Source organism: Paenibacillus sp. AK002 (genome assembly GCF_053903045.1).
This window is the reverse complement of record NZ_CP096377.1, coordinates 1171640-1191203: the sequence shown is the minus strand read 5'-3', so window position 1 is coordinate 1191203 and position 19564 is coordinate 1171640. Positions and strand designations below refer to the sequence as shown.

The window sequence follows — 19564 nt, the reverse complement described above, 5'->3', positions numbered from 1 at the left end:
TCTGAATAATGTACAGCCTCACCTCCTTGAAACCATGATCGCTCTGTCATGATCAGCCCTTTAGCGAGCCGATCATGACGCCTTTGACAAAATGTTTCTGGACGAAAGGATATATGATAAGCACAGGCAAGCTGGCAACAACGATCAAGGAATATTTCAGCAAATCCTTGAGCCCCTGCTGCGCCTGCATCTGGCTCACATCCGCCATCATGGAAGCATCGACTGAATTCAGAATTAGAATGTTTCTGAGAATGATTTGAAGCGGGAACAAGTCAGGATTCCTTAAGAAGATCAGTGCATCAAAATAAGCATTCCAATGCCCGACTGCATACATCAATGTCATGACCGCAATAATGGGTTTGGACAGCGGCAGGACAATGCTGAATATGAACCGGATGTCACTGCATCCGTCCAGCTCCGCGGCTTCCGCCAATTCATCGGGAATCGTGGTTTGGAAAAACGTCCTTGCGACGATAACCTGGAATACCCCCAGTGCCCCCGGTAAAATCATGGCCCAGCGCGTATCCAGCAGATGGAGATTCTTAACGACGAGGTAATAAGGAATCAGTCCTCCTTCGAACATCATCGTGATCACCAGCAGAACCATGAAGAAATTGCGGCCGTAAAGCGACTTCTTCGCCAGCGGATAAGCCAGCATAATCGTGAGCGTTACATTGATGAGGGTGCCGACAACGGTATAAAAGAGGGAATTCAGATAGCCGACGCCGATCTGCGGATTATTGAATACCGCCTTGTAGCCGTCCAGCGTAAAATCTACGGGAAACAGCCAAACCTTGCCCGATGTAACCGCCTGAGGCGAGCTGAAGGACGAGCTTACGATGTAGATTAATGGTACGGCTACGGCAATAAGAACCAGGGTCAAGAACAGATAGATCAAGAACATGAAGAGGCGGTCGCCTTTCGATTCACGTATAGCGGCTTTTTTGAACATGGGGTCTCCTCTCTTTCCAAAGTTGCTATTGTTTACTGGCTGCGTAGAACAGGCCTACCACAAGCTGCTGTTCGACAGCTTTCTGGCGATGTAATTGACGGACACCAGCAGAATAAGATTGATGACCGAGTTGAAGAGACCGATCGCCGTCGAGAAGCTGAAGCTGGAGCCCAGCAAGCCAACCTTGTACACATAAGTGGATATGACTTCCGACGTGCTTAAATTAAGCGGATTTTGCATCAGGTATATTTTTTCAAATCCTAGTTTCATGATGTTGCCCAGATTGAGAATGAGCAGAATGACCGATACGGGAATAAGGCTTGGTATATCGATGTTCAGAATCTTCTGGATGCGGGACGCGCCATCTACTTTGGCTGATTCGTAAAGCTCCGGGTTAACGCCGGACAATGCCGCGATGTATATAATCGCTCCGTAACCTGTAAATTGCCAAACATCGGACCAGACGTAAATGGACTTAAACAGGCCCGGTATACCCATAAAATTCGTATTACTCATACCTAACATCTCGAAAAATTTACTGATCATCCCCACATTTGGCGTCAAGTTGACGATAATGATCGAAACCATAATCACCGTAGATATGAAATAAGGGGCATATGAAACCATCTGTACCGTCTTCTTGAATAGGCCGTTGCGGATTTCATTCAGCGCGAGTGCCAGCAGGATCGGTGCGGGAAAGCCTACAATCAATCCGTAGAAGCTAATGCCAAGCGTATTCTTAATGTAGAGCCAGAAGTTCGGCGAATCGAAGAACTGGCGAAAATATTTCAGCCCGACCCAGTCGCTGCCCCAGATTCCCTGGATGACGTTATAATTCTTGAATGCGATTACAATACCGGCCATCGGTATGTATTTGAAAATAATCAAATAAAGAACGGGTAACAAGAGAACGAGATACAGCTGCCAATGACGCTTAATTTGTTTTCTTCTTGACCTTCCTCTTCTCCCTTCTGGTAGCGTTTTCAATTGTAGGGGATGTTTCCGGTCCAGGCTTGGTTCGGTTTGAAGCCTAGAGGTTAGTCTCGGCATGCGGGTTAACTCCTTTCGTCCATTCCTACTTTCAGGTCCTTGCGATGTAAACCGAGTGTATACAACAACGACGCCCGGCAACAAGAAACAAAAATAAAAACGACTAACCATTTTCGCCTGGGCCTCCTCATAGAAAGCGAATCGGGGCTCATTCAGGGCGGACGGAACGCCTTAACAACGGGTTCGTTCTCAATCAAAAAAGGCAGCGATCCATGATCGCCGCCTTAACCGTTTTCTACTGCTGAATCATTTTCTCCCCGTTCCTTGGCCTTCCGGCCATTCCGGTATTCGCCCGGGGTAACTCCAGCCGTCCTCTTGAAAACGCGGGTAAACGAAATAGCATGGGCATATCCGACCCGCTCTGCGATCTCCTGCACGGAATAGTCCGTTTCCGTCAGCAGCCGCTTCGCTTCCTTCATACGGATATCAATAAGGAAATCAACGAACCTTTGTCCGGTATTTTCCTTAAACAATTTGCTCACATATTTGGCGTTCAACTGATACCGATCGCCCAGCATTTCAAGGGACAGCTCCGGATTCGCATAGTCACGCTCAATTAAATCGCATATGTTTCTAATGATGCTGGAGTATTGGTTGTCATGATGAATCTGCTTCATCTGTTCATAATGCTCCGTCAGCACTTGTTTAATTTCCTGTCTCAGCTGTTCCAGGGAATAGGAATTGTCTACCTTAACCGTCAGCTTCGGCAATCCCTCCTGTATCCACTTGTTGTAAATTTCCTTGCCGAGTCCCGACATTTCGCGGCCGATGTAATAAACCAGATAATTCATCAGGCTGAATATTTCATCATTGGTCAAGAAGCTGTTCTTCAGCTGTTCAAACCATTGATCGTAATCCTCGCTCCACTGCTCCTTCTGCATTCTGAAGGACTGGATAATTGCACGAATCTCACCTAAATGCGTATAAACCTCGACAATGCCATGGCTCGAAATATCCTCGCTGCGGATCAAACGATTCTCACCGAGCACGATTTTATACTTTAAGGCTTGCATCGCATCTTTATAGGATTGCGGAATATCGCCAATCTGATCTGTCGACCGACCCATTCCCATCGTAATTGTAAATTTCAAGTTTTGGTGCGTCCATGCAAGGATTTGTTCCGCAATTGGAACCAGTACGGCCTCCTCAAACTTGTCCTGATCCCGTTCTTCAAACAGAATAATGGACAGGTTGGAAGGTGATGTCCATTCCGACCACAGCCGGCAGTCCCATTTCGAAGCGATCTCATCCACGACCGTCCGCAGAGTGAATTTAAGCAGATCTTGATCGGTCTTGGAATAATCCCGACAGAAATCCCCGTACTTATCAATCTCCAGGATGAGCATACGATATCGGTCCAGTGGCAGCGGCAAATTCAGTCGAGCCGCTTCAGACCTCCATTCGGATACAGATAGAGGCGAGTCCCCTTCGATCAGCTGGCGGAACATAAACCGGGTCCTGACATGGAGATCCTCCCGGTATTTCTCCTGATATTCCTTGGATTGTTCCAGTATGTTGTCAAAGGCGGATTCGATAAATGCGAATTCATCCAGCTTCCCCTTACGTCGGCCACTGCTCACCACCGGTAGCGAATAGCTGCTGAAACGGGCAGCGATCTCCTCAATGGGCTTGGAATTTCGCCTGGAAACATAAATCATCCATAGGAAGCCGATGGCAATCATGCCAAGACCTATGATAAACCAAAGATTATAGAGATAAGAGACAGCGCTTACAAAACCGTTGTTCAACAAACCGCTTCCATAGTTCCAATTCGTATAGCTTGATACATACTGGGAATTGACTTGGGATGGCGGACGATCCGCTTTGGTGCCGAACAAATGGTTTCCGGAGGTATCCTGAACCTGAATGAAGCTCATGTTGGAATCCAGCATCTCTTCGGTAAGCTTGTTCAAGGATTCCGTGCTCACATTGACAACGATCATGCCTAAGTCGTTTTTCATGTAAGGCGATCCTCTGACCAGGCTGACCACCTGCTTGCCGCCCTTCATTTTAAATTGTTCGAAATTTCTCGCGCCTGTCCATTTCGGCGTTTTCGATACTTGATATTGTTCAATAAATTCATGGTCCGGATATGTACTTATGTATCCATTCGTGGCATTGCTGAGAACATAGCCGTCCGAATGCCTCACCAGATAAATCGAATCGATCAAGGGATAATAATTAATAATCTCCTTGAGCTTCTGAACAGCTTGAATATTAATATAAGGATCGCCAACGGCAGATGATTTGAAGAAATCATTCAAAGCCTTGCTGTTGATGCTTTCGAGGACGATCATATTGTCGATCACCTTCAGGGACGTGTCCACCATGCGCATCGCTTGCAAGGAAAGCGATTTATTGGCGTTAAGCGCCTCCCGCCGGCTCTGTTCGCTGAACAGCTGAAAGAAAACAAAAAATATAAAGGTAATCACAATAACAAAAATGGGCATATAGGAGAGCAATAGACGCTTGTACCAGGATCTCTGCATGATCAACCCTCCCACCGTTTTTTCGCAAATTTTTAATTATTATAACTTAAAAAGCGCCTTTTGGGTTATAGTTCTCCATAGTCACAACGATACGCCCATACCTAAACACAAAAAGAAGCGGGACAATGCCCGCTCCGTTGTTGTATTCCTGGTATGCTGAATTGAATATTTTATAGCAGCGGGTTCTCGTGTTTCGCTTTCAGAATCGACCAGCGCCGCTCCACTTCTTTTTCAAATTCGCCGAGCATTTCTTTGTTTTCTTCCTTGAGCAGATGTCTTGATTTGCCCATATATTTCAGCCAGTCGCTGAGCGGCACCCGTTTCTTCTTCGCTTCAGGATCGTACGTAATATTCGTTTCTCCCTGCTCTACTTCATACAGTGGGAAGAAGTTTGAATTCACGGCCGCGCGGACGATGTTCTCCCCATCCTTGTCGCTCGATTTCCAGTTCAGCGGGCATGTGATCAGCAGCTTGCCGTAGACGGTACCTACATTCTGGGCGTACCACTGCGCTTTTGCCGCCTTTTTCACAAGGTCCTGCGGAAATGCTTCCGTCCCCGTGAATACATACGGAATATGCGCCGCCGCCATCATTTGCACCGTATCTTTATGATGGAACGCTTTGCCCTGCTGCTGTTTGCCGACGCCGGACGTACTGGTCATATGCCCTAATGGCGTAGAGTACGAAAGCTGTGCACCGGTGTTCATATAGCCTTCATTATCATATTCCAGAATGATCAGGTTATGGCCCCGCAGCGCCGTCCCGATGGCCGAGCCCATCCCGATGTCCATGCCGCCGTCGCCGGTCACCATCACAAAAGTGAAATCCTCAGGAACTTCGATTTCCCCGCGGCGTTTCTTCTCAAGGAACGCCTCTACCGTGCCGGATAAAGTAGCCGGGCCGTTCTGGAACAAATTATGAATAAAGCTCTGCTTATGCGAGTTATACGGATACCCCGTTGTTGTGATATAAGCGCAGCCGGTATGGAATAAAGTAACGACATGGCCTTCAATCCCTTTGAAAAAGAGCTCCAGCGCCGGGAAAATACCGCAGCCCGGGCAAGCTCCGTGACCGGAAGCAAACCGTTTCGGTTTCGCGGCAAGCGCCCGCATCGGCGGCACTTTAACGGATAGTTTACTTGTCTCTTCATCCACCTTTACGGTAATCAGGCCAGATTTAAAGCTGTCTCCATTCATCGGTGCAATGACCGGCTGCAGCCTCTGCTCCTCAGCTCCCGGTGTTTGGCCGTAATAATCAAACGGCACTTTGGCATAACCGAGCTCCATGGCCTCGATCGTCAAGGCAAAAAAAGCTTCCGCGTCATCCGCGTAATAGTCTTTCCCGCCAAGTCCAAATATGCGGGACAGCACAATCGGCTGCGGACCACGGATTTCCTGCAGGGCCGCTTTGACCTCATGGGTAAGATTGGCCCCATGCGCACCGTAAGAATCGGCACGTTCGCCAACCAGCAGCGCTTTGACACCTGTCAACGCCTCGCGGATTTCTCTTGCCGGGAACGGCCGGAGAATATTCGGGCTGATTATGCCCGCTTTAATTCCTTTCGCCCGCAGTCGGTCCACGACGTCTTTGGAGGATTCGGCCGCCGAATTGAGCAGGAATAAAGCCACCTCTGCGTCTTCCATGCGGTACAGATCAAGCGGCGAATAGGATCTTCCGGATAAAGCCGCGTATTCCTCTGCCACTTCCTTGAACACCTCGCCCGCACGGTACATGGCGTTTGACTGTTGAAAGTGGTTGTTCATCAAATCGTCGCCGTTCATATAAGCCCCAACAACGATCGGGTTGTTCTCGTCCAACACATGTGGATATTCAGGCGCCTGTTCCCCTACAAACTCTTGAACGGTTTCCCGGTTCGTAAATATATGTACCCGGCGTTTCTGGTGCGATGTAAAAAATCCGTCATAAGCTACAATGACCGGCAGGCGTACGTCTTCATGTTCCGCGATTCGCAGCGCCATGATATTCATGTCATACACGGCCTGCGGTGAACGGGCGGTCAAAATCACCCAGCCGGTGTTCAGGCCGTAGTAAAGGTCCGAATGGTCACCGCGAATATCGAGCGGTCCGCTGACCGCACGCGTCACCAGGTTCATAACCATCGGGAAACGTGTGCCCGCCTGCACAGGAAGCTGTTCGATCATATACAGGAAACCATTCGCGCTGGTAGCATTGAATACCCGTGCTCCGGCTGCGGCCGCACCGTAGCAAATCCCCGCCGATCCATGTTCGCCGTCAGCGGGAATCAGCTTGATGTCATGTTCGCCGCGTGTACGCATCATATCAAGATATTGGGCAATTTCCGTAGAAGGCGTAATCGGAAAATAACCCATAATGTGATAGTTAATCTGGGCAGCCGCCATGGCAGCCATTTCGTTGCCCGATTCGAAGACTTCCGTTTGAGTGGCCGCCAGCTTGTTCTCCGTTGTTTCTTGAATTTGCATATTCATGATCGGACTCCCTCCGCTTTTAAATAGGGAAATGATTGCGGCACACGGTGCTGCTCCGCATAATGCGGCTCTTCTAACATGGCAGCCAAAGCGGTGGTCGGACAAGCTTCGATACACTTCAAGCAGCCTTTGCAATATTGATAATCAATACCTTTCATAAACATCTGCATATTCCCGCGTTTATCCGGCTTCGTCTCCCACACGATGCAGAAATCCGGACATACCGTATCGCAGGCGGCACAGTGAATGCAGTCCTCGATCTTGTACTCTGGCAAATATCCCTGCCGGGAGGCGCTAAGATCCTTCAGAACACTGTTCGCGGTAACGTTCAGAATTCCGCCCAGCTCCTGCGTTTCATATCCAAGAATCGGCTCCGGTCTTGCGAAAGCGATTGGGTCTATAAGCGCTGAGCCATTTCCCAAGGAAAGGAACTGGACTTCGTTATATCCTCTGTCAAAGGTCCGCACATTCGCTTCCACGAGGTGGGGCAGCTTTTTCTCAAATGTCGTGCGGATCACCTGCCGCATATCGTCCGGATTCAGGAAGCTGCAAATCCGGAACAAAGCCCCCAGCATGGCCGTATTTACTTTGGTTTTTTCCTCAACGGAAATTTTCAGCGCATCCACTACGGCCAGCGTTCCCTGCTTCATGTTCAGATCCACGGCCACTTCGGAAAGGGCTCGCGCCGTATTTACAAGCACCGTTCCATCAGGCTGTAATCCGCTTATGACATCGATCGTCTTATACAATGCTTCATGAAATACGCCGACGACATGCGGCTGCTCAATGGGACTGTGATCGCGGATTTCCACCTCGGAATCGCAGAACCTGACGAAACTCTTCACGGGCGACCCTTTTTTCTCCGAACCATAGCTGGAAAAATTCGAACCGTTAAGTCCGGAGCCGGTGACCCCGGCTTCGGCCAGCATTTTTCCGGCCAGATTGGCGCCAAGCCCGCCGATGGATTCGAGACGGATCTCGAAAAATCCCAGTTCATTCTTTTGAGGCAAAATCGACATGTTCTCTCCTCATTTCTTCTTAGGTCATTAATTCCAGTTTAAAAGAAGAAACGGACTGGGTTTGTGATTAAACTCACTACTTAAGAAATTGTGATTCCAATCACTATGTCGGTTGTGGGAGCGAAGTATACTGTCTTCAACAGTCCAATTGCGAGGCAATTTTATACTGACCTTACGACAAAAAATAACGAAATTGGAGGAGTAATAATGAATAACAACGCCCAAGAGACCTTACAGCATCAGCCGTCCATGTTCTGCTTTCAATGTCAGGAAGCATCCAAAGGAACAGGCTGCACCATTGTCGGCGTATGCGGCAAACCGCATGATGTGGCAAACCTGCAGGATTTGCTGATTTATCTGCTGAAAGGCATCTCTTTTCTCAGTCTGGATGTCCGGCTGCCGGAGGTGCTTGAACAGCGCGTATCGCTGTTTATGATGGACTCCTTGTTTGCAACGATAACGAACGCCAACTTTGACCGCGAGGTTTTTGTGGAAAGAATCCGGGAAGCGATCGAGCTCCGCGGCGAGGTGCGCACCTATTATAACGAACAATATCCGGAAGGAACCGCCAATCTCCCTGATGCTGCCGTCTGGCAAGCGGATAACGAAGTTGCTTTTGATGAAAAAGCACGTACGGTGGGTGTCCTCTCGACCCGCAATGAAGACATCCGCTCGCTGCGCGAATTGATTACGTACGGCTTGAAGGGGATGGCAGCTTATACGTACCACGCGCTTCATCTTGAGAAGGATGATCACGAATTAAACCGTTTTATGCGCCGTGCACTTGCCGCTACGCTTGACGACAGCCTTGAAGTACAGGATCTGGTAGCTTTGACGATGGAAACCGGTAAATACGGCGTAAACGCCATGGCGATGCTGGATGAAGCGAACACCTCGGTTTACGGAAATCCGGAAATCACGAAGGTCAATATCGGGGTAAGCAACCGGCCCGGCATTCTCATCAGCGGCCATGATCTGAAGGATTTGGAGGAGCTGCTGAAGCAGACGGAAGGAACCGGCGTGGACGTGTACACGCACAGTGAAATGCTGCCTGCCCACTATTATCCGGCATTCAAGAAATATGAGCATTTTGTAGGCAATTACGGGAATGCCTGGTGGAAGCAGAATAGCGAATTCGCAGCCTTTAACGGACCGATATTAATGACGACCAACTGTATCGTTCCGCCGAAAGACAGTTATAAGGACCGTATCTATACAACAGGCAACACCGGGTTTCCGGGTGTCCGCCATATTCCAGAAGGAACAGACGGTGCTCCCAAAGACTTCTCCACGCTAATCGAGCAAGCGAAAGGATGCCCCGCTCCAACGGAGCTTGAAACGGGTGAGATCATCGGCGGTTTCGCTCATGCCGCTGTGATGAACGTGGCCGATCAAGTCGTCGATGCCGTGAAATCCGGCGCGATTCGCCGCTTCTTCGTCATGGCCGGCTGCGATGGACGGATGAAATCCCGTAACTATTACACCGATTTTGCGGCTGAACTTCCAACAGACACGGTCATTCTAACGGCAGGCTGTGCCAAATACAAATACAATAAACTGGATCTAGGCGAAATCGGCGGTATTCCGCGGGTACTGGACGCTGGTCAATGCAATGATTCTTACTCCCTCGTCGTGATTGCATTGAAGCTGAAGGAAGTATTCGGCCTTGAGGATATTAATGATTTGCCGATTTCCTACAACATTGCCTGGTATGAGCAAAAAGCGGTGATCGTGCTGCTGGCCCTGCTATATCTTGGCGTTAAAAATATTCATCTGGGCCCTACGCTCCCTGCATTCCTGTCGCCTAACGTCGCCAAAGTCCTCGTGGAAAACTTCGGTATCGGCGGCATTACCAATGTGGAAGATGACATGAACATGTTCCTTGGTGCCTAATTAGTAGTCGAAGAAAACCTGATAAAGAAAAAAGGGCATGGGTTATGCAAGCAATGATCTGCTTGGTAACTCATGCCCTTTCAAATTAAATAAGCTGCTTCCACTCAACAAGCAAATCCTTTCACGTCGCTACTTTTCAATTTACCTATCAATGTAACCCCTTAATTCTTACCACCATAGCCCTTGTATGTAGCGTAAACTGCATCTGCATATTGATCTGCCAGAATCGGACGGCCATAAGAATCCGTAGCTCCCGGATACCAGTTATCTCCACCGTTGTAGTGTAATAATCCGTTGTAGATATTTCCAAACTTCGTAATCTTCTCATTTAAAATTAATGCCCCCAGATATACCTGATCTTGTTCACTACTATGATTATACGCACGGCCAAATTTTGAGCTGAATTGAGATAAGTACGCATTGCGTGTGTTTGGTTCTACCTGCATCAATCCGTCGCCGGCCGATGGACTACCTGGTAAACCCGCTCCAAAGTTGCTTTCCTTTTTGATAACGGCACTTAGCAATAAAGCAAAATCTCCGCCTTTCCCATAGGCATTGTCCGCATTCATGACATATGTCCATATATGGCTTGGAACCTCGGCAGGCTTTGTTACTGTAGGAGGTGGTGAACCCGTATAAATCTTGACCGATGACATTTTGTCATTGATCGTGTTGCCAACCCAGGAAGTATCTGAAGTAAAGGTCCACTTGGTTCCTCCAAAATTATCATTCTCATATACTTCAACCGTCCAACCGCTTGGAACCTTAAGAGACGACATCCAGTCATTCGGAATTCCGTTTGCGTTCAACTGAGACAGTGTATAATTCCCTATCCCAAGTGTCACTGCTTTTCCTCCATAGTTTATATCTGCATAGAATGTTACTCCGTTCGTTGTCGGTGGTGTCGTTGGTGGCGTAGTTCCGCCGCTACCGTCTTTCTGCCATAAAGCAGGGACATTGGACGGTTCCCAACCTACTTGAGAAGTATGTGCCTGAAGGCAGGTATAAGTGCTTCCACTATAGGTTACTGTGTCATTTACTGCATATGCGGTATTTGGAGCCCATGCTCCTCTAGCGGCTGCGTTTACTGACGGTAAGGCTGCGCAAAATGTGGATAGAAATATTGCTAGAACCACCAAAAGTGATAAGGGCTTAAAAGAAAACCTTTTATTAGTCATTTTTCAAACCTCCTTGTTTTTTATTTATCTGTAGCGCTCCCATGGGACATGCCACAGGTTTTTTCTGTACTATTATCTTACTTTATTTCCATTTTCTAAATTAATTCCACAAAAACAGAAGAAAGACTATGGAAAAATGAAGGGGGAAGGATTCAATAAAAAACCGAGGAAAAACAGGAGTGGATACCTGAATTTCGCCCGGCTTGTAACACAACTTTAGGCTTTAACACGACTTATAGGCTTTGAGATGACTTTAATTACGTTCTACTCCTAATGCACTACAGTTCGCAACACTCCACATGTGACGAGTTGACAGTGATAATAAATTTCAGGAATAGCATTTGCTCAATGATGGAGCGGTTAACTACACCCGCCTTTTGTTATACCCACCCAATGCCTGATGAATTAGTCATTCCATCTGATGTATCTCCTTAGAGTTAACTCTGTCGCACGTATTTTCCTGAACCTTTGTACTTATTGGTCTTTGTATTCCAGGTGAATATTCCCTCTGCCAGATCCCAGCCGCCTTCGATTCTATGGTTCTTCCAGTACTGATGCACTTTACCCTTGGAATCAATGTAAACTCCCTGATCCCCCATTAATTGAAGAGCTTTACTCAAGGTCCCATACTGAAGTCGATATACATATAACTGGGTATTCGATGGGAAATAAGAGAATGTAACAGCCACATGTTTCTCATTCTTCGATACGGTAAACACTTGGAACGTCGGTGGTTCAAAGCTTTCATCACTTACAATCCCTGTGTTAATTAAAACAACATGTCCCTTTGCGTTAATCAGATAAAAATTACCTGATTCAGTGAGAATAAACGATTCTTTTTTCTTGTCATTGTTAATGTCGTCGGTTTTGACGATCTTAACCACTTCATTAGGGTACTTTTCAGCAAGGATATCCTTAGGTTTCTTTGCTGCAGCAGAGACACTACCCGTAAACGAAAAGAAAATTGCAAAGCTAAGCAATAATGCCATTGTTGAGAATTTGCCTTTCATAAATATGCCCTCATTTCCGGTGTTATCATATCTTCGTTAATATTAACGTAATTTTGCCTTATCCACATGCTCAGCCCGTATCCTCGGATCAGTGATGTTCGCCTCAATTAATGATTGATAGATCTTCTGAATATCAGATTCCGATAAAACGGTGTCTATCTTCTCCGCTTGAATCCGATTTATTTTGCGCTGAATATATTCGGAAAGCTCAACATCGTACACAATCAGTTCGTCCGATTGGATTTTTCTCAGTTCCGGATCCACGCTGAATCTACAACGCATTGTAAAAGAAACCAATGAGATGAACCGGCTCTTTTGGTAGTCAGGGAGCAAGCTTTTAATCGCTTGAATATGGCCGTAATTTTGCATAAAGGGATTATACATTTTAAACCGGTTACTTACCGTCCATGACTTATTCTCTCTTGTTCCCTTAATCTCTCCTGTGTAGTTCTTCGTCTCGATGACAAACAATCCTTGTGGCGTGATCACTACATGGTCAATCTGCGAGTAGCCCGTACGGGACTTCGAATTCGTCACCATTAAATCATTTACATACTTACATCCCTTGGGGAGTTGATCAAGTTGAATATTAATCTTATGCTCACCCAGTTCACCAATACGGGTAGATTGAACCTTGGGTTTGGCGTTGTTTCCTGATGTTTTGGCTTTATTCGTATGTTGAGCCGGCTTTTCTTTTGGCTTATCAGAGGATTTGAACAAGGATTTTAATTTTTCAAACATAAGAAAGCTCCATTCTATATGTAATGGTGATTCATCCGATCCGTTTCTTAAGAGGCGATGTACTCCTCTGCATACTCCATTCAGTAGAGTTAATTACTAGCTGCGTTCTCCCCTTTATTTTAGAATGCCTCTAATCATACTACAAAGTTATTGACCCATCGTATATTTATACATTAACTTACTTATATAAGTCATTTCCCTAAATATGGAATGTGGATCTGGAGGCGAGTATCTTTGGTACCTACAGACAGAACAATCAGTACGGAGCTATTACGTTACTTGGAGAAGGAAAAACTCAGCATTTCCTCTTTTGCAATTAAATCGGGAATCAATTCTGGTACCCTCAGCCGCTTTATCAATGGGAACCAGCCGCTCTCCGTTTCAAGTCTTGATTTAATTACGAAAGCCATGAATCTGGAAGAAGGCTATTTTTACTCTCTATATGTAAATGAGTCAACTCCGAACTGGAGGCGACTTGGCCCTTTTATCATGCGATGTGCCGAGCTAGGGAAACTCTACTGCATCGATCAGGCTGTTGATTTGATCATCGATAACCCAGCTTATTCATCCCTACTCTTTGATAGCGCTGAAGCACTATTTCACAAGGGTAATCGGGAGGCTACTCTGATCATATACAAAAAAGTTGCCGAAAATGAAAAACACCAGCATAACGAGAGATTAGGTTTGTGTCAATACAGGATATTTACTTGCTCCCTAAACTCGGATCAGGAACAAAATCTGAACTGTACCATACAATTTGAAGCTTATGTCAAGCGACTTCCTGAAGGAGTACAATTAGATGCTTTAAAAGATTTAACTAACACGTTGTTGTCCTTAAATAAAAGGAATAAAGCAAAGTACTATGCTCAGGAAATGGGACGCATCTCCAGAATGCTGTACGCACAAAAAAATAATAAAAACAGACCTCATAGGAAACCTATAGAGCCAGCCAAACCGTTGTTTGGATATATTTTATACTCCGATCTGCTGTTAGGCTCCATAGCCGCAGATAACGATGATTATGATCAAGCACTTTATTATTTATCCTGTTATGAGGATCAATGCTGGATTAAAGAATCAGATGAAGCTGCCGAACGTACCAAAGAGCAGTTCCAGGAATGGGCTAGAGGCAACCGTTATCTATATGATCTAATGAAAGGCAACATAGAAGTACTAGAATCATACATCGAGTATATCTCTTCCAGGGAGAACGAAATACTAAGAGCTTTATTTAAAATCATCCAAGCAGCTAACATGTATCATTTTGAAATGGACGAATATCTCGATAAATTTGAGAAACTAATCAGGGATCATCTCAAGCGACGAGAATCAGTTGGCAGTTATACCGAACATATAATGGATGACCGCTTTGCCAATTTCCTTACCGATGTTGGTATGTATTATATACGGAAGGATAACATTCAAAAAGGCTCAAGATATATACTGGATAGTTTGGAGTTCTCTTACATCAACAATAATGCAATCAACATCGTAAGATGCTGCACAACCATTGAGCATATACAATCTAAGCTGGATCATGACGGTCTACAAAGGTATGCTAAAATACGAGATAGGTTAAAAGTTAGCGGTTCTCTTATCCATCCTTAGATTCGCAGGAGTTCTTGTGTTATGGTAGCTAAACTGCAGCCGCATGCTCCCACGATGAATTTAACATCTATTCGCGAGGTGACTGATCTGATATAAGTGAATTAGAGAACGAAGAAAGAAGCCAAGGCTGATCGCTGCACTAGCCTTGGCTCTTCATTGTACTCGTTATTAGGGATTCCTTCCTCACATATGAAAACCCAGTGATTATTAGAGTTTTCAACAGCATCAAACATAGAAAAGGAAATAAGATAATTGGAATCTATGAGCTCATCTGTCTCTCGAATGTATTTTATCTGGGAGATCCGGAAGAATCACATGACTTTTACATATTGCCAACAAGGTTTCCTCCCTAATCCCGCCCATAGGTTCACAATCAAGTAAAAAAAACCATTAGAGAATTCACTTAGAAAAGTACAAAACGATAACGATAGTTTCCCCCTAATCTATCTTCAAATTCTCTAATTTCTTGATGATCAAGCTCAAATCTATTTATATCAGGATACCTTTCTTGAAAACAATTCATGAACTCTCTAATATCCATTGTAATGACCCTTCTTATGTTCAATTACTCGTAACCAATTGTACGGAATTCACTTCAAATTGCCCAGTTGAATGATCATGAAGACACCTCCAGTATCTGCGTATAATGATATCTTGTTTCAACATGCTTTCAGTATTTAAATGCATTCTTTAAAAAATCGAGCGATACAACTCGGAAGGATTGGATGCCACTCTACCCGATAGGTGAATCAGCACATCGTCCACGCGGTTCAGAAGCTTCTGAAGCTGTGAGGCGTCCATGTGTTGAAAAATTGAAGCATCATTACATCCGACCACAAAATTAAGAGTATGAATAAACATCACCTTATCCAAATCCGGGATGGAATTCTGTCCCGTAAGCTGGATGACATCCTGAAGCGAAAAGTAAGATGGAGCAAACATGCAATTATTCTCCTTCATATACAATGCCTTGAGCATGCATCCTAAAGCGCGATCACTAAACAAGATACATACATGAGCAGAGGTCGGATGCATCAACTGGGCTGCTGAGTTCATATAGATCTGTACGTAATGCTGCATCTTAATCATTAATTTGGAATGAATAGAGGATTCCTGAATTTTTAACAGCCTATCTTTGCTATCTCTGCATTCATCGATGGAGGTTGAATGATTCACATACGTCAGCTCCTAATCCGTTATTGGCGATACCCCCGCTGCGACTGAATTCCTTTAATGGTCTTTCCAAAATTGCAGGTGCATAAAAAGTATTTCTAGCTCAGTTGATCAAAAAGAGTAAACATATAGATATAAATACTCACTTAGGATGCATAAATAAAATACAAACTACATACAATATTACCGTATAGTAGTAAATTATTCAAATAACTTATTATCTATGTATTATTGCGAATCAAAACATTCCCTACACTTCTATTAAAGAGAGGTGTAAAAATGCCTGATGTCCTAAAATTAGTCGGAGCACGTATAAAGGATCTTCGTAAATTAAGAGGATTATCTCAAGAAGCATTGGCAGAAAAGGCTGGCTTCAATATAAGTTATATAGGATTTATTGAACGAGCCGAACGTAATGTTTCCATGAAGAATCTGGCGAAGATTGCCAGTGCATTAGATGTTGGAGTGTATGAACTTTTTACATATTTGAAAGAACAAGAAGAACTGCCAGAGGAATCGGGTATGAAAGATATTATTTCTTTACTAAGAGAACGAGACCCGAAAGATATTGAGATGGTCCGTAATATACTAATTGAAATTTTTCGGCGGATTGATGAGAAATAGTTAAAAAAGCTGATCGGATTCCGATCAGCTTTTTTAGAGTTATCATCAAATATTATAAATCGATTAAAAAACTAACTATTATAGTAAAAACAAGTTACCCTCTCTCCTGCCTTATAAAAAGCGTTTAGCCTTGATACCAGTGCCCTGTTGCATAGTAATAAACTGACGGTGAAGCAGGTTTTTGTCCAAGAAATGAGATAAACTCATATATTCTTGACATCAAATGATATAAAAAGCTCACCCGAAATGAGCCGAGCCTCTAATTCCCGTGTCGACCGGTCTTATATAACTGAGCTAGAGAACGGAGAAAATGGCCCTACTCTTCTCACGCCCTGCCTTATACACATGCTCAGTCCGAATATTCGGATCAGTAATATGCCTTCGACCAATGATTGATAGATCTTCAGAATATCAGATTCCGTTAGTACAATGTCCAACTCCTATGTAATCCTGGGTTCATAATCATAGAATGATAACGGATGTTATCATACATGCATGTTTGGTTATAATAATCTGATATAATGAATTAATTAGAACTGAATATCTAAATCTTAGAGAACTGTACGTCATGAACTGATGTAAATTCCACCTTAATCATATCGCCTGGTTGCAGATTAACATCCGATACCAGCGTCGAAACAATTTAAGATGTAGTGATACCTGTGCTATTATTACGCTTTTTGGCTGATACAGAAGCCCTAACATATGCATTGAAGAAAACATCTATTGTACTACCGTTAAGTATAGTATCTGGAATGATATTACAAGCCTCTGCATCTGATATTGGAATCTGAACATAGACTTCAAGAGGACTTCGATGATTTACATGTCTTGATGCTCCCAAAGTTCTCCATCTTAGATGTGTTTGTTTGAGTTTTGCTTGGAGGGGATTATGACTGATAACCTTACGCCTTCAGATAGGAAGAAAAACATGCAAGCGATACGTTCAACTGGCACTAAATTAGAGGACAGAGTCTGCAATGAACTGTGGAGAAGAGGTTATCGATTTCGCAGGAATGTCAGCGGACTCTTTGGTAAGCCTGACATAGCGATTAAAAAGTATAAATTAGTCATATTTATTGATTCATGCTTTTGGCATAGTTGCGACATTCACGGTAATATGCCGAAAAATAACCAGGAATACTGGCTTAAAAAGCTTAATCGTAACAAAGAAAGAGATTATGAAGTAACCAAATACTATCAAAGTATGGGATGGTCGATACTGAGAATCTGGGAACATCAGCTAAAGAAGGATTCATTTGATCGGACAATCAGCGAGCTCAGCTCCTTTATTGATAAAGTGAAAGGGCAGGGTTAGCCCCCTGCCCAATGTTCACCTTACAATATATTCGTCTCTTACTTTATTCTTAACAAAAGTTACTTCTTCTTCTGAATTATCGAATGTCCAATGAGCTTCAATTGAATTGTACGGCACTCCCGCAAACGTCTTAAGAATAGCTTCCACTATTACTTTTGCACCCATAGGCGGAACAGCCATCCCAATCTGTTTCCTTACCGCTTCTTTTCCACCTAAGAACTCATAGTTATCAGGGAAAGTCTGAAGTCTAGCTCGTTCACGATTTGTCAGTGCTCTAGGAATTGCATAATGATACATATGTGTCCCACCGCCCCCGCTACCTGTTACTGTGTATGCAGGCTTATCAGGATGAAGTCGTTTGTATATTTGGCTGATTTTGGTCTTTTTAACGTTCAATCTCAGATGTTCTGGCAAGCCTTCATACCAAGCATTTTCACCTGGTGGAATATGCGACAGCATCTCAATCACTTTACCTTGATGATTCGTGTATTCATGATTTGTTGCGTTTCCAGGGATTGGGGGTTCTTCAAGTGCTTGTTTAGCAGTTCTAAAATTATTAGACCTATGAGTTGGTTCTGGTACTCTAAATCTCAACCCTAAATCTTTTCTAATTCCAACAATGATAATTCTCTGCCTTGCTTGTGGAACGCCATATTCATGAAACTTATACAGATGAGGTGTTAAGTTGTAACCCGCCTGCTCTAAGTCAGATAGTATTTTAACAAATGCCTCACCCTCATTAGCGCTTTCAAGGCCTCCGACATTCTCGGCAATAAACCAGAGAGGTCTATGAATATTCAACACCTTAACTCCATAAGAGTACAACGGTCCGAAATCGCCATTAAACCCTTTCTTCTCGCCAACATTACTATAATCATTACAAGGAAATCCAAACGAAAATGCATTGATTCTTGGAAGGGCTTCGATATCTAATGTCCTTACGTCACCTTCGATAACAGATTCAGGGTTGTCAGGACAAATATTGTGTCTGAACGTCTCGCATGCTGCAGGGTCGTAATCATTCGCCCACGTGTGCTGTACTTTAAATACTTCACCTGTTGGACTGACTACTTCAGCTAGTTGTGCTCCTAGGGACAGGCCACCTGGACCGCTAAACAATTCTCCTTTATTAAATATCATTATCAAACAACTCCATATTTCATATTGTTTGTGTTTTTCATAATCACACGAACTGTAGTTCTATTATACATTAACCATACAAATAAAGCAGCCCCATATACAAGAAGAAGGCTGGGAAGCCCCAGCCTTTGTGAGTTACTTTTTCGATTTCTTCCTGGGTGTGCGAGGATTTTTAGGTTTGGGTGGCGGATTGCTTTTGCCAGTATCCTGCGTACTCTTTCTAGCACTGATGCTTATTAGCAACTCCGATAGACTATTTGCCTCAGCAACAGCACTAGTAATTTTGCTGTCACCAGTAAAACATGGTACAAATACTCTAGATATGAAATGACTAAATGTCATATTGGAATAGCTGGCTAAGATGTCCGTCTTTATTTTCTCAGCACCACTCACTTCTATTGCGGGAATAATATCAAATCCGTGAATAGAGGATACCATTATGTAAGAACTTTGGGAAAAGGTAAGCATGTCAGTTACTTGCTTCTTTAAAAGAGTTGTATCAACTCTAACATCACTTTTGTTGTTTGACCGCATACTTGAATCAAGTTTGTGCTGCAATAGTATACCCTTCTCCACTTTAAGACCTTGCAATTCCATCTTTAGAGTTATTATTAGATCCGCACCTATTGTAGATTCTTCTGTTCGCGGGCTTAACAGTCTATGATTAAATTCAAAATCAATCCTAGTATCTTCTTCTTCAATTGGACCAATTATATATAGATCATTGAACAACCCAAACCAATCAGCAACCGCGCCTGAACCGTGTTCTTCTTTAGTTGCGAATGACTTGAAGTTTTTCTTGTATCTCCGTATTGCTTGATCGATGTGTTTTTCAATTTTGGCAATCAACGGGTTTTCAGGATTTAAGTTCATTAACTACACCTCAGTTAGCGGTCCCAGT

General features: G+C 44.2%; 15 protein-coding genes. 4 read left to right on the top strand and 11 right to left on the bottom strand.

Features of this window, described 5'->3' with window-relative positions:
* Positions 1 to 52 precede the first annotated feature (52 nt).
* The 5 genes from M1D70_RS05085 to M1D70_RS05065 form a co-directional block, all read right to left on the bottom strand.
* Positions 53 to 952 carry a carbohydrate ABC transporter permease gene (locus M1D70_RS05085; RefSeq protein ID WP_009593409.1) on the bottom strand — a complete coding sequence of 300 codons (900 nt, stop codon included), beginning with the start codon at positions 950 to 952 and terminating at the stop codon, positions 53 to 55.
* Between the two features lie 54 nt (positions 953 to 1006).
* Positions 1007 to 2002, bottom strand: coding sequence for an ABC transporter permease (locus M1D70_RS05080; RefSeq protein WP_326116037.1), 996 nt, complete (start codon positions 2000 to 2002; stop codon positions 1007 to 1009).
* A gap of 224 nt (positions 2003 to 2226) precedes the next feature.
* On the bottom strand, positions 2227 to 4491 hold the full coding sequence (locus M1D70_RS05075) for a helix-turn-helix domain-containing protein (RefSeq protein ID WP_456289305.1): 2265 nt from the start codon (positions 4489 to 4491) through the stop codon (positions 2227 to 2229).
* Positions 4492 to 4661: 170 nt separating this feature from the next.
* Positions 4662 to 6959 (bottom strand): thiamine pyrophosphate-dependent enzyme, encoded by a 2298-nt coding sequence (locus tag M1D70_RS05070; RefSeq protein ID WP_456289304.1) that lies wholly within the window; start codon positions 6957 to 6959, stop codon positions 4662 to 4664.
* A complete protein-coding gene (locus M1D70_RS05065) occupies positions 6956 to 7978 on the bottom strand; it encodes a 2-oxoacid:acceptor oxidoreductase family protein (RefSeq protein ID WP_456289303.1) in 1023 nt (340 codons plus the stop codon). The genes M1D70_RS05070 and M1D70_RS05065 overlap by 4 nt, the downstream gene beginning before the upstream one ends.
* A gap of 207 nt (positions 7979 to 8185) precedes the next feature.
* Between M1D70_RS05065 and hcp the strand changes: the two genes are divergently transcribed.
* Entirely contained in the window at positions 8186 to 9871 is a 1686-nt protein-coding gene (gene hcp, locus M1D70_RS05060) for a hydroxylamine reductase (RefSeq protein ID WP_456289302.1), read from the top strand.
* Positions 9872 to 10032: 161 nt separating this feature from the next.
* Here the strand turns inward: hcp and M1D70_RS05055 are convergent, their stop codons facing one another.
* The 3 genes from M1D70_RS05055 to M1D70_RS05045 all read right to left on the bottom strand — a co-directional run bounded on the left by M1D70_RS05055 (position 10033) and on the right by M1D70_RS05045 (position 12800).
* Positions 10033 to 11049, bottom strand: coding sequence for a carbohydrate-binding protein (locus M1D70_RS05055; protein WP_456289301.1), 1017 nt, complete (start codon positions 11047 to 11049; stop codon positions 10033 to 10035).
* Between the two features lie 437 nt (positions 11050 to 11486).
* Positions 11487 to 12059 carry a hypothetical protein gene (locus M1D70_RS05050; RefSeq protein WP_456289300.1) on the bottom strand — a complete coding sequence of 191 codons (573 nt, stop codon included), beginning with the start codon at positions 12057 to 12059 and terminating at the stop codon, positions 11487 to 11489.
* Positions 12060 to 12101: 42 nt separating this feature from the next.
* Positions 12102 to 12800, bottom strand: coding sequence for a nuclease-related domain-containing protein (locus tag M1D70_RS05045; protein ID WP_456289299.1), 699 nt, complete (start codon positions 12798 to 12800; stop codon positions 12102 to 12104).
* Between the two features lie 279 nt (positions 12801 to 13079).
* Between M1D70_RS05045 and M1D70_RS05040 the strand changes: the two genes are divergently transcribed.
* Positions 13080 to 14408 carry a helix-turn-helix domain-containing protein gene (locus M1D70_RS05040; protein ID WP_456289298.1) on the top strand — a complete coding sequence of 443 codons (1329 nt, stop codon included), beginning with the start codon at positions 13080 to 13082 and terminating at the stop codon, positions 14406 to 14408.
* 690 nt (positions 14409 to 15098) lie between these two features.
* Here M1D70_RS05040 and M1D70_RS05035 read toward each other — a convergent pair.
* Positions 15099 to 15584, bottom strand: coding sequence for a hypothetical protein (locus M1D70_RS05035; RefSeq protein ID WP_456289297.1), 486 nt, complete (start codon positions 15582 to 15584; stop codon positions 15099 to 15101).
* A 276-nt stretch (positions 15585 to 15860) separates the two neighbouring features.
* Here M1D70_RS05035 and M1D70_RS05030 point away from each other — a divergent pair, with 276 nt between their 5' ends.
* A complete protein-coding gene (locus M1D70_RS05030) occupies positions 15861 to 16205 on the top strand; it encodes a helix-turn-helix domain-containing protein (RefSeq protein ID WP_456290388.1) in 345 nt (114 codons plus the stop codon).
* An 892-nt stretch (positions 16206 to 17097) separates the two neighbouring features.
* The gene (locus tag M1D70_RS05025; RefSeq protein WP_456289296.1) at positions 17098 to 17523 is read left to right on the top strand and encodes a very short patch repair endonuclease; all 426 of its coding nucleotides are present in this window, start codon (positions 17098 to 17100) and stop codon (positions 17521 to 17523) included.
* Positions 17524 to 17538: 15 nt separating this feature from the next.
* Here M1D70_RS05025 and M1D70_RS05020 read toward each other — a convergent pair whose 3' ends face one another.
* Positions 17539 to 18663: a DNA cytosine methyltransferase gene (locus tag M1D70_RS05020; protein ID WP_456289295.1), complete on the bottom strand. Its 1125-nt coding sequence runs from the start codon at positions 18661 to 18663 to the stop codon at positions 17539 to 17541.
* A 135-nt stretch (positions 18664 to 18798) separates the two neighbouring features.
* The gene (locus tag M1D70_RS05015; protein WP_456289294.1) at positions 18799 to 19536 is read right to left on the bottom strand and encodes a hypothetical protein; all 738 of its coding nucleotides are present in this window, start codon (positions 19534 to 19536) and stop codon (positions 18799 to 18801) included.
* Positions 19537 to 19564 lie beyond the last annotated feature (28 nt).

Excerpts from the sequence above, each read along its gene's own strand:
- M1D70_RS05085 (WP_009593409.1), bottom strand. The coding sequence starts at position 952 with ATGTTCAAAAAAGCCGCTATACGTGAATCGAAAGGCGACCGCCTCTTC.
- M1D70_RS05080 (WP_326116037.1), bottom strand. The coding sequence starts at position 2,002 with ATGCCGAGACTAACCTCTAGGCTTCAAACCGAACCAAGCCTGGACCGG.
- M1D70_RS05075 (WP_456289305.1), bottom strand. The coding sequence starts at position 4,491 with ATGCAGAGATCCTGGTACAAGCGTCTATTGCTCTCCTATATGCCCATT.
- M1D70_RS05070 (WP_456289304.1), bottom strand. The coding sequence starts at position 6,959 with ATGAATATGCAAATTCAAGAAACAACGGAGAACAAGCTGGCGGCCACT.
- M1D70_RS05065 (WP_456289303.1), bottom strand. The coding sequence starts at position 7,978 with ATGTCGATTTTGCCTCAAAAGAATGAACTGGGATTTTTCGAGATCCGT.
- hcp (WP_456289302.1), top strand. The coding sequence starts at position 8,186 with ATGAATAACAACGCCCAAGAGACCTTACAGCATCAGCCGTCCATGTTC.
- M1D70_RS05055 (WP_456289301.1), bottom strand. The coding sequence starts at position 11,049 with ATGACTAATAAAAGGTTTTCTTTTAAGCCCTTATCACTTTTGGTGGTT.
- M1D70_RS05050 (WP_456289300.1), bottom strand. The coding sequence starts at position 12,059 with ATGAAAGGCAAATTCTCAACAATGGCATTATTGCTTAGCTTTGCAATT.
- M1D70_RS05045 (WP_456289299.1), bottom strand. The coding sequence starts at position 12,800 with ATGTTTGAAAAATTAAAATCCTTGTTCAAATCCTCTGATAAGCCAAAA.
- M1D70_RS05030 (WP_456290388.1), top strand. The coding sequence starts at position 15,861 with ATGCCTGATGTCCTAAAATTAGTCGGAGCACGTATAAAGGATCTTCGT.
- M1D70_RS05025 (WP_456289296.1), top strand. The coding sequence starts at position 17,098 with ATGACTGATAACCTTACGCCTTCAGATAGGAAGAAAAACATGCAAGCG.
- M1D70_RS05020 (WP_456289295.1), bottom strand. The coding sequence starts at position 18,663 with ATGATATTTAATAAAGGAGAATTGTTTAGCGGTCCAGGTGGCCTGTCC.
- M1D70_RS05015 (WP_456289294.1), bottom strand. The coding sequence starts at position 19,536 with ATGAACTTAAATCCTGAAAACCCGTTGATTGCCAAAATTGAAAAACAC.